The sequence below is a fragment of the Aminobacter sp. MET-1 genome (assembly GCF_026521175.1).
Taxonomy (GTDB): domain Bacteria; phylum Pseudomonadota; class Alphaproteobacteria; order Rhizobiales; family Rhizobiaceae; genus Aminobacter.
Window position 1 is genome coordinate 54,954 of record NZ_JAMSHL010000029.1, and the last position, 8,499, is coordinate 63,452.

8 protein-coding genes are annotated in these 8,499 nt (G+C 64.0%); 3 read left to right on the plus strand and 5 right to left on the minus strand.

Annotation, left to right across the window (positions count from 1 at the left end; translation table 11 throughout):
* Positions 1-45 precede the first annotated feature (45 nt).
* Positions 46-2,874, plus strand: coding sequence for an EAL domain-containing protein (locus NDO48_RS26550; protein WP_051091945.1), 2,829 nt, complete (start codon positions 46-48; stop codon positions 2,872-2,874).
* Here NDO48_RS26550 and NDO48_RS26555 read toward each other — a convergent pair.
* On the minus strand, positions 2,865-3,473 hold the full coding sequence (locus tag NDO48_RS26555) for a YqgE/AlgH family protein (RefSeq protein WP_018426820.1): 609 nt from the start codon (positions 3,471-3,473) through the stop codon (positions 2,865-2,867). The genes NDO48_RS26550 and NDO48_RS26555 overlap by 10 nt on opposite strands.
* Positions 3,474-3,591: 118 nt before the next feature.
* Here NDO48_RS26555 and NDO48_RS26560 point away from each other — a divergent pair, with 118 nt between their 5' ends.
* Together NDO48_RS26560 and NDO48_RS26565 are read left to right on the plus strand one after the other, a co-directional pair.
* Entirely contained in the window at positions 3,592-4,428 is an 837-nt protein-coding gene (locus NDO48_RS26560; protein WP_245262133.1) for a protein-disulfide reductase DsbD domain-containing protein, read from the plus strand.
* Positions 4,429-4,527: 99 nt separating this feature from the next.
* Positions 4,528-5,013, plus strand: a complete 486-nt coding sequence (locus NDO48_RS26565) for a peroxiredoxin (RefSeq protein ID WP_018426818.1) — start codon at positions 4,528-4,530, stop codon at positions 5,011-5,013.
* Positions 5,014-5,077: 64 nt separating this feature from the next.
* Here NDO48_RS26565 and rnhA read toward each other — a convergent pair whose 3' ends face one another.
* The 4 genes from rnhA to NDO48_RS26585 form a co-directional block, all read right to left on the minus strand.
* Positions 5,078-5,527, minus strand: coding sequence for a ribonuclease HI (gene rnhA / locus NDO48_RS26570; protein WP_018426817.1), 450 nt, complete (start codon positions 5,525-5,527; stop codon positions 5,078-5,080).
* Positions 5,524-6,486, minus strand: coding sequence for a homoserine kinase (locus NDO48_RS26575; RefSeq protein WP_018426816.1), 963 nt, complete (start codon positions 6,484-6,486; stop codon positions 5,524-5,526). Before NDO48_RS26575 ends, rnhA begins: the two co-directional genes overlap by 4 nt.
* The gene (ispH, locus tag NDO48_RS26580; protein ID WP_018426815.1) at positions 6,486-7,496 is read right to left on the minus strand and encodes a 4-hydroxy-3-methylbut-2-enyl diphosphate reductase; all 1,011 of its coding nucleotides are present in this window, start codon (positions 7,494-7,496) and stop codon (positions 6,486-6,488) included. The genes NDO48_RS26575 and ispH overlap by 1 nt, the downstream gene beginning before the upstream one ends.
* A 167-nt stretch (positions 7,497-7,663) precedes the next feature.
* Positions 7,664-8,419, minus strand: coding sequence for an SURF1 family protein (locus NDO48_RS26585; protein ID WP_267322711.1), 756 nt, complete (start codon positions 8,417-8,419; stop codon positions 7,664-7,666).
* Positions 8,420-8,499 lie beyond the last annotated feature (80 nt).

Sequence of the window (8,499 nt, forward strand, 5' to 3'; positions counted from 1 at the left end):
CTGCTGGCGCCCCTGTTTGCGCTCATCGTTTCGGTCATCGCCAGCATGTGCGCGGTGTCGCAGGCATTTGCCGTCGAGCCCATCAAGATTTCCCGAGACGACGTGGCGCTGAACCTCACGGGCGCGGTCGAGATCTACCGGAATCAGGGCGAGAATTTCCAGGTTTCCACCGCCCCCGGCGCCGACGGCATCGTTCGCCGCATCGAGGTGGAAGCCAACGACAAGCGCTCCAGCGGCGACTGGGCGGTGTTTGCGCTCGCCAACACCACCGACCAGCAGCTCGACCGCCTGATCGTTGCGCCGCATTTCCGCCTGGTCGGCTCCGGCCTGTTCTGGCCCGATCTCGGCTCGAGCCGCCTCGCCGCGATCACGCCGTCGGAAGGCTTCGCGCTCGACCGCCAGGCGAGCCCCGACGCCGACGTGTTCCTGGTCACGCTCAACCCCGGCACAGTCGTCACCTTCATTGCCGAGCTCGCCTCGCCAAAGCTGCCGCAAGTCTATCTGTGGGACCCTGAGTCCTACAAGGACACGGTCAATTCCTACACGCTGTTCCGCGGCATCGTCATCGGCATCGCCGGCCTGCTGGCGCTGTTCCTGACCATCCTGTTCGTGGTCAAGGGCACCTCGATGTTCCCCGCCACCGCAGCACTTGCCTGGGCCGTTCTTGCCTATATCTGCGTCGACTTCGGCTTCCTCAACAAGGTGATCGAGGTCTCACCCGGAAACGAGCAAATATGGCGAGCGGGAACGGAGGTGTCGCTTGCGGCAACATTCGTTGTCTTCCTGTTCGCCTATCTCAATCTCAACCGATGGCACGGCCATTTCAGCTACGGCGCCTTCGTCTGGATATTCGGCCTCGTGCTCATCGCCGGCGTCGCCATCATCGACCCGGCCGTTGCCGCAGGCATCGCCCGCATCTCGTTTGCCGCCACTGCCATCACCGGCCTCGGCCTGATCGTCTATCTCAGCATCCGCGGATACGACCGCGCCATCATGCTGGTGCCCAGTTGGGCGATGGTGCTGATCTGGCTCGCCGGCTCGTGGATGGCCATCACCGGCATTCTGGACAACGACATCGTCCAGCCCGCGCTTGGTGGCGGCCTGATCCTGATCATCCTGCTCATCGGCTTCACGGTCATGCAGCACGCCTTTGCCGGCGGTGCCCTGCACCAGGGCCTGTTCAGCGACATGGAGCGCCAGGCGCTGGCGATCTCCGGCTCGGGCGACATCGTCTGGGACTGGGACGTGCTGCGCGACCGCGTCGTCACCCGCCCCGATGTCAGCCTGCAGCTCGGCCTTGCGCCCAACAGCCTGGGGGGCGCTGCCCGTAACTGGCTGCCGGTGTTGCATACCGACGACCGCGACACCTTCCGCACGACGCTAGACGTGGTGCTGGAGCATCGCCGCGGCCGCGTGTCGCAAAGCTTCCGCCTGCGCGGCGCTGATGGTCATTACCACTGGTTCCAGCTCAAGGCGCGGCCGGTCATCGGCTCCGACGGTGAGGTCATTCGCTGCGTCGGCACCATGGTCGACGTGACGGAGCAGAAGAAGTCCGAAGAGCGCCTGCTGCACGATGCCGTGCATGACAACCTGACCGGGCTGCCCAACCGCGAACTGTTCATGAACCGGCTCGAGGCGATCATCTCCATCGCCCGCACCGAAGAGAAAGTGCGCCCATCGGTCTTCGTCATCGACATCGACCGCTTCAAGCAGGTCAATGACGGGCTCGGTATCTCGGCCGGCGACACCATCCTGTTGACCATCGCGCGCCGCCTGCACCGCCTGCTCAAGCCCAAGGACTCGCTGTCGCGTTTTGCCGGCGACCAGTTCGCGCTCCTGCTGCTGTCGGAACAGGATCCGTCGCGCATCGCAGCTGTTGCAGACGCCATCAAGCAGGCGATCAAGGCGCCGATCACCTTTGCCAAGCGCGAGATCGTTTTGACCGCGTCGGTCGGCCTTGTCACCTGGAACACCGCCCAGGGTTCGGCCGAGGACATGGTCAAGGACGCCGAGCTTGCCATGCACCAGGCCAAACGCTTCGGCGGCGACCGCATCGAGCCGTTCCGCCCGGCATTCCGCACCGTCGGCACCGACCGCCTGCAGCTCGAATCCGATCTGCGCCGCGCCATCGAGCGCAAGGAATTCACCCTCGCCTACCAGCCGATCGTGCGGCTGGAGGATGGCAGCGTCGCCGGCTTCGAAGCACTGCTGCGCTGGGATCACCCGCGCCGCGGCATGATCCCGCCAGGTGACTTCATCCCGGTCGCCGAAAGCTGCGGCCTGATCGTCCAGCTCGGCCTGTTCGCCATGCAGCGCGCAGCGGAAGACCTCGCCGACTGGCAGAAGCAGATCGGCGATGCGCCGCTGTCGGTGTCGGTCAACCTGTCGAGCCGCCAGCTCATCCGCCGCGACCTCGTCAGCGACGTGCGTTCGGTCATCGCGCGTGCCAACCTCAAGCCGCGCTGCTTCCGGCTGGAGCTGACGGAATCGCTGGTGATGGACAATCCCGAGCAGACCAACCACGTGCTGACCAAGCTCAAGCAGCTGGGCATCGGCTTGTCGCTCGACGATTTCGGCACAGGCTATTCGTCGCTGTCTTATCTGACGCGTTTCCCCTTCGACACGATCAAGATCGACAAGAGCTTTGTCGACGATACCTCGCCCAAGCGCGCGGTGCTGATCAAGTCGATGGTCAACATGGCGCACGAACTGGGCCTGTCGGTGGTGGCCGAAGGCATCTCCGACGAGAGCGATGCGCTCGAGTTGCGCCAGATGGGCTGCGAATATGTGCAGAGCTTCATGTTCGGCGCGCCGGTTCCCGGCGAGCAGGCGCTCAAGATGCTGAAGGAACAGTACCCGCTGGCTCAGGCGTGACCGGCGGCGCCGCTTAGCCTGACGAGATCGATGCCGAGAGTTGCCAGCACGCGGTCGTATTTGCGGTCGATGTCGGTATCAAACAGCAGCTCCGGCGTCGCCGGGCAGGTCAGCCAGCCATTCTCGGCGATTTCGCTTTCGAGCTGGCCCGCACCCCATCCCGAATAGCCCAGCGCCATCAGTGCATGGCGCGGCCCGCGCCCTGCCGAGATCGCGCGGAGGATATCGACGGTGGCAGTCAGGCAAATCTCTTCCGACACCGGCAGCGAGGACTCGACCTTGTAGTCGTCGGTGTGCAGCACAAAGCCGCGGCTGCGGTCCACCGGACCGCCATTGCGGACGATGAAGTCCTTGGCCTTTCCCGGCAGGCGGATCGCCTCCTGCTCGTCGAGAATGCCAAGCTGTACAAGAAGATCAGGGAACAACAACGGCTGCACCTGATTGATGATCAGCCCCATCGCGCCTTCGTCACTGTGGGCACAGATGTAGATGACCGCGCGCGAAAACCGGTCGTCCTTCATGCCGGGCATGGCGATGAGGAACTGGTCGTCGAGAAAGCCGCGCTGCGAGGCGCCTTTTTTCTGGCGGAGAAGGTCCATACCTCGATGCTACCGCGTTTTCCCTTGCCTTTAAAGAGCGACGCAATGGCCGGCGCGGTATCCGGGGCCTATGACGTCACGCAAAAATGATGCTGAAGTGACGCTTGGGCATGTTGCGATGACGACGGGAGACGATCAAATCAGCGCCATGACTTTTGCCGCATCTTCCATCGCTGCGCTTGGCATCGCCATCCTGGCAACAGGGCCTGCGCTTGCCTCGTCTTCGGCCTGGTACGAGACCGATGGCGGGCGTTTCCGGCTCGTGACAACTGGCAAGCCCGATGCCTCGGGCAAGCTCCAGGGCGTGCTCGACATCGAGCTGAAGCGTGGCTGGAAGACCTATTGGCGCGACCCCGGCAGTTCTGGCGTACCGCCGCAGATCGACATCTCGACAAGCACCAACGTGTCGGCGGCGGAGTTCGCCTTTCCCGCACCGCAGCGTCACGACGACGGCTATTCGAAATGGGCCGGCTACGACTACCCGGTGCGCCTGCCGGTGAGCTTCACCGTGGCCTCGCCCGATGCGCCGACCGCAATCACGGCCAACATATTCCTCGGCGTCTGCGAGACCATCTGCGTGCCGGTGCAGGCGAAGCTGGTGCTCGACCCGGCGTCCGACCCCGACAATGCCGAGAATGCCATGCTCGTTCGCGAGGCCCTTGCAGCGCTTCCCGCGCCCGCCAGCGCGGATTTCGGCGCGCAACTGGCAGTGGGCGAAGGCGAGAAGATTTCGATCGATGCGACCGCGCCGGGAGCGCAGGAAGCGGTCGACATCTTCATTGCAGGCACCGATGGCTACATGCTCGGCACGCCCGAGCGCCACGAACAGGACGGCAAGCTGTCCTTTTCGGTCAAGGTGCTGGACCGGCCGACGTCAAAACCCTCGGGCAAGGGCCTGCCCTACACGCTGACGTCGAACGGCAGCGCCGTCGAGGGTTTCCTGCCCTACCCCTGAGCGAAGAAACGCTGCACCAACATCAGCCCGTTGGACTGGCCAGCCATTTCGGCTAGGTGTCGCGGGACGATCTTTCGAACACCACATGCGAGGAACCTCATGACCATCTCGATCGGCGACAAGCTGCCCCAGGCCACCTTCAAGACCATGACCGCCGATGGCGCCAAGAACATCACCTCCGACGAGCTCTTCGCCGGCAAGAAGGTCGTGCTGTTTGCAGTTCCAGGCGCTTTCACACCCACCTGCAGCAACAACCACCTGCCCGGCTATGTCGAGAACTTCGATGCCATCGTCGCCCGCGGCGTCGACACCATCGCGGTCGTCTCGGTCAATGACGTGCATGTCATGGGCGCCTGGGCCCGCTTCAGCGGCGGCGAAGGCAAGGTGCTGTTCCTCGCCGACGGCAGCGGCGACTTCGCCCGCGCCACCGGCCTCGACCTCGATCTGTCGGCCAACGGCATGGGCCTGCGCTCGAAGCGCTATTCGATGATCGTCGAGGACGGCAAGGTCACGCACCTCAACCTCGAAGGCACCCCGGGCCAGGCGATCGACTCGGGCGCTGCCCGCATCCTCGAACAGCTCTGAAATTAAGAAGAGGCGCGCAGCCTTCTGGCTGTGCGCCCCGCTCGGCCTCTACAGCAGCTCAGGCCTATGCCTTGCGTCCGTTCTTGAAGGGCGCCATACCCTCGCGTGCCAGCTCGTCGGCCCGCTCATTCTCGGTGTGGCCGGCATGGCCCTTGACCCAGTGCCACGTCACCTTGTGACGCCTGTTGGCCTCGTCCAGGGCCTGCCACAGCTCGCCGTTCTTCACCGGCTTCTTGTCGGCCGTCTTCCAGCCGTTCTTCTTCCAGCCGTGGATCCACTTGGAGATCCCGTCCATCACGTATTTGCTGTCGGTGTGGAGGTCGACCTCACAGGCCTCCTTCAGCGCGTTCAGCGCCGAGATGGCCGCCAGCAGTTCCATGCGGTTGTTGGTCGTCTCGGCTTCGCCGCCCGACAATTCCTTGGTCTTGCCGTTGTAGCGCAGCATCGCGCCCCAGCCGCCCGGCCCTGGATTTCCCGAGCAGGCACCGTCGGTATAGATTTCTATATGCTTCATTTCAGTCCGTATTCCTGCGGCGACCTGATCGCCCTGTGGAAGCGCAGCCGGCGGATGTATTCCATCGGGTCGCGTTTCATCACCAGACCGCCGTCGGGGATGGTCAGCCAGTCGTAGAGCCTCGTCAGCATGAAGCGCAGGGCCGAGCCCCGCGCCAGCATCGGCAGCGCTGCCTTCTCCGCCTCACTCAGCGGCCTGACACTCTGATAGCCTTCGAGCAGGGCCGTGCCCTTGGTCAGGTTGAAGGAAAAGTCCTTCTCGAAACACCAGGCGTTGAGGCAGGTGGCAAGGTCGTAGGCGTAGAGATCGTTGCAGGCGAAATAGAAGTCGATCAGGCCCGACAGCTCGTCGCCGAGGAAAAAGACATTGTCGGGAAACATGTCGGCGTGGATCACACCTGCCGGCAGATCGGCCGGCCAGCTCTCCTCGAACTCGGCGAAATCGGCATCGACTTCCCTGGCGAGACCGGGTTCGACCTCGTCGGCACGGCCGCGGGCCGCATCCCAAAGCTTGCGCCAGCCGTCGATGGCGAGCGCATTGGGCCGCGTCATGGTGAAGTCCTGGCCGGCGATGTGCAGCTCGGCCAATGCCTTGCCGACTTCACGGCAGTGCACGACCTGCGGCTTGCGCAGCCACATGCCCTCAAGGAAGGTGATGATGACGGCGGGGCGTCCGGCCAGCGTGCCAATGACGTTGCCGTCCTTGCCGTCGACCGGCAGCGGGCATGAAATGCCCTTGTGGGCGAGATGCTGCATCAGTCCGAGAAAGAACGGCAGGTCCGCCTTCTCGACCCGCTTCTCATACAGCGTCAGGATGTACGATCCCGACGTTGTATGCAGCAGAAAGTTGGAATTCTCGGTGCCCTCGGCAATGCCCTTGTAGGAAAGCAATTCGCCGACAGGATAGTTGCGCAGGAAGGCCTGGAGTTCGCCTTCGGTGACGTCGGTATAGACCGCCATCAGCGCGTACCGTTGACGAAGGCCATGTCGGCTGGCGTCAGCTCGACGTCGCGCAATACCCGCATGACCGGAAAGTCCTCCGTCTCGGTCGCCGTCACGGCGAGTTCCACGGTCACTTCAAAGCGCTCGCGGAAGGCGTTGATGATCTCGTCGACGATGATCTCGGGTGCCGAAGCACCTGCCGACAGACCAAGCGTAGTGATGCCGCCGATATCGTTCCACGGTATCTCCGACGCGCGCTGAACAAGGAGCGACATCTTCGCCCCGAAACGCTCGGCGACCTCGACGAGGCGGCGCGAATTGGACGAGTTCGGCGCACCGACGACCAGATAGAGGTCGGCGCCCGGCGCCGTTTCCTTCACCGCATCCTGGCGGTTGGTGGTGGCGTAGCAGATGGACTCCGCCGCCGGCGCCTGCATCGCCGGGAAGCGCTCCTGGAGCGCCCTGAGGATGCCGGCCGTGTCTTCCACCGACAACGTGGTCTGGGTGACGAAGCCGAGCGCTTCGGGATTGGCGGGCGCAAGCTTGGCAGCGTCCGCCTCGGTCTCGACCAGCGTCACCGCGCCATCTGGCAATTGCCCCATCGTCCCGATCACCTCGGGGTGGCCGGCGTGGCCGATCAGGAGCACGTGGCGCCCCTGGCGCTGGTGGCGCATCGCCTGCTTGTGCACCTTGGAGACCAGCGGACAGGTGGCATCGAGATAGAACAGATTGCGCGCCTGGGCGTCGGCCGGAACCGATTTCGGCACGCCATGGGCGGAGAAGACGACAGGCGAATCGTGATGCTCGTCGGGGATCTCGCTGAGTTCCTCGATGAAGACGGCACCGAGATTCTGCAGCCCTTCGACCACGTAGCGGTTGTGCACGATTTCGTGGCGGACATAGACCGGCGCGCCATATTTCTTCAGCGCCAGGACGACGATCTGGATGGCGCGGTCGACGCCGGCGCAGAAACCACGCGGCTGGCAGAGCCTGATGGTCAGGGGCGGTTTCGTCACGGTCTGAAGCATGGCATCCGTTCTTGGTTCTGTGCCGAAATGATGTCTGCGCCCCCTACCTGTCAAGGGCGGCCGACGCATCGGACCGAAATCTGGAACCGGATTTCGGAAAGCACGACGCGAAAACTGAAAACGGTTGGAACGTCGTGCGTCTGCCGAGACTCACGTCTTTCCAACAGTCATTTCGGCTCGGGCCTGCGCAGCAGCCAGAAGCCCATGACGCCCAGCAGCGCTGCGGCCAACCCATACCAGGTCGCCGCGTATTGCAGGTGGTTGTTGGGCATCTCGACCATGGTTACGCCACCGACAGGCAGGCCACCGGGATTGGGCGTCTTGTCGGCATCGACGAAGAACGGCAGCACGACAGCATCCGCTGGCAGGCCGGCGGTCTTGGCCATCGCATCGCGGTCCTTCCAGTAGAAGATGTTCTTCGCCGTGTCGTTGTCAGGCAGCAGCGAGCCCGGCTTGGCGTCGAGCGGATTGCGGGCAAGACCGGTCACCGTGACGTTGCCCTCGATCTGTCCGGTCGGACGCTTGGCTGCGTCCTTCAGCTCATAAGGCACGAAGCCCCTGTTGACGAGAACATAGCGCCCGTCGTCCAGCTTCAATGGCGTATAGATGTAGAAGCCGGACTGCCCTTCCCAGGTGGCGAAGAAGTGTCGTTCACCGGCGTGGTCGAAAGTGCCGGTCAGCCGCACCGGCCAATAGTCGACGTCACCTGTCGCGCGATACTTCACTTCCATCTCGGCCAGCGGCAGCGGCTCAGCCTGCGTGCGTTCCGCGATCTGGGCGACGAGCGCATCCTTCCAGTGCAGGCGCTGCACCTGCCAGGTGCCGAGCGCGATCAGGATGGCGAAAGCGATGGTGCCGAGCACCAGCATGAGCAGGACGCCGCGGGGGCGCGGGGCCGCCGGCCTGGCGTTGTGTTGGGTCATTGGCCCTGGTCCAGGGGCCCATCGGCTGCCTTGTTGGTGTATTGTAGCGTGTTGTGCACGCCCATGATCACCCGGCGGGG

Coding starts and splice junctions, on each gene's coding strand:
- NDO48_RS26565 (WP_018426818.1), top strand. CDS start 4,528: ATGACCATCTCGATCGGCGACAAGCTGCCCCAGGCCACCTTCAAGACC.
- NDO48_RS26560 (WP_245262133.1), top strand. CDS start 3,592: ATGACGACGGGAGACGATCAAATCAGCGCCATGACTTTTGCCGCATCT.
- rnhA (WP_018426817.1), bottom strand. CDS start 5,527: ATGAAGCATATAGAAATCTATACCGACGGTGCCTGCTCGGGAAATCCA.
- NDO48_RS26550 (WP_051091945.1), top strand. CDS start 46: ATGTGCGCGGTGTCGCAGGCATTTGCCGTCGAGCCCATCAAGATTTCC.
- ispH (WP_018426815.1), bottom strand. CDS start 7,496: ATGCTTCAGACCGTGACGAAACCGCCCCTGACCATCAGGCTCTGCCAG.
- NDO48_RS26585 (WP_267322711.1), bottom strand. CDS start 8,419: ATGACCCAACACAACGCCAGGCCGGCGGCCCCGCGCCCCCGCGGCGTC.
- NDO48_RS26575 (WP_018426816.1), bottom strand. CDS start 6,486: ATGGCGGTCTATACCGACGTCACCGAAGGCGAACTCCAGGCCTTCCTG.
- NDO48_RS26555 (WP_018426820.1), bottom strand. CDS start 3,473: ATGGACCTTCTCCGCCAGAAAAAAGGCGCCTCGCAGCGCGGCTTTCTC.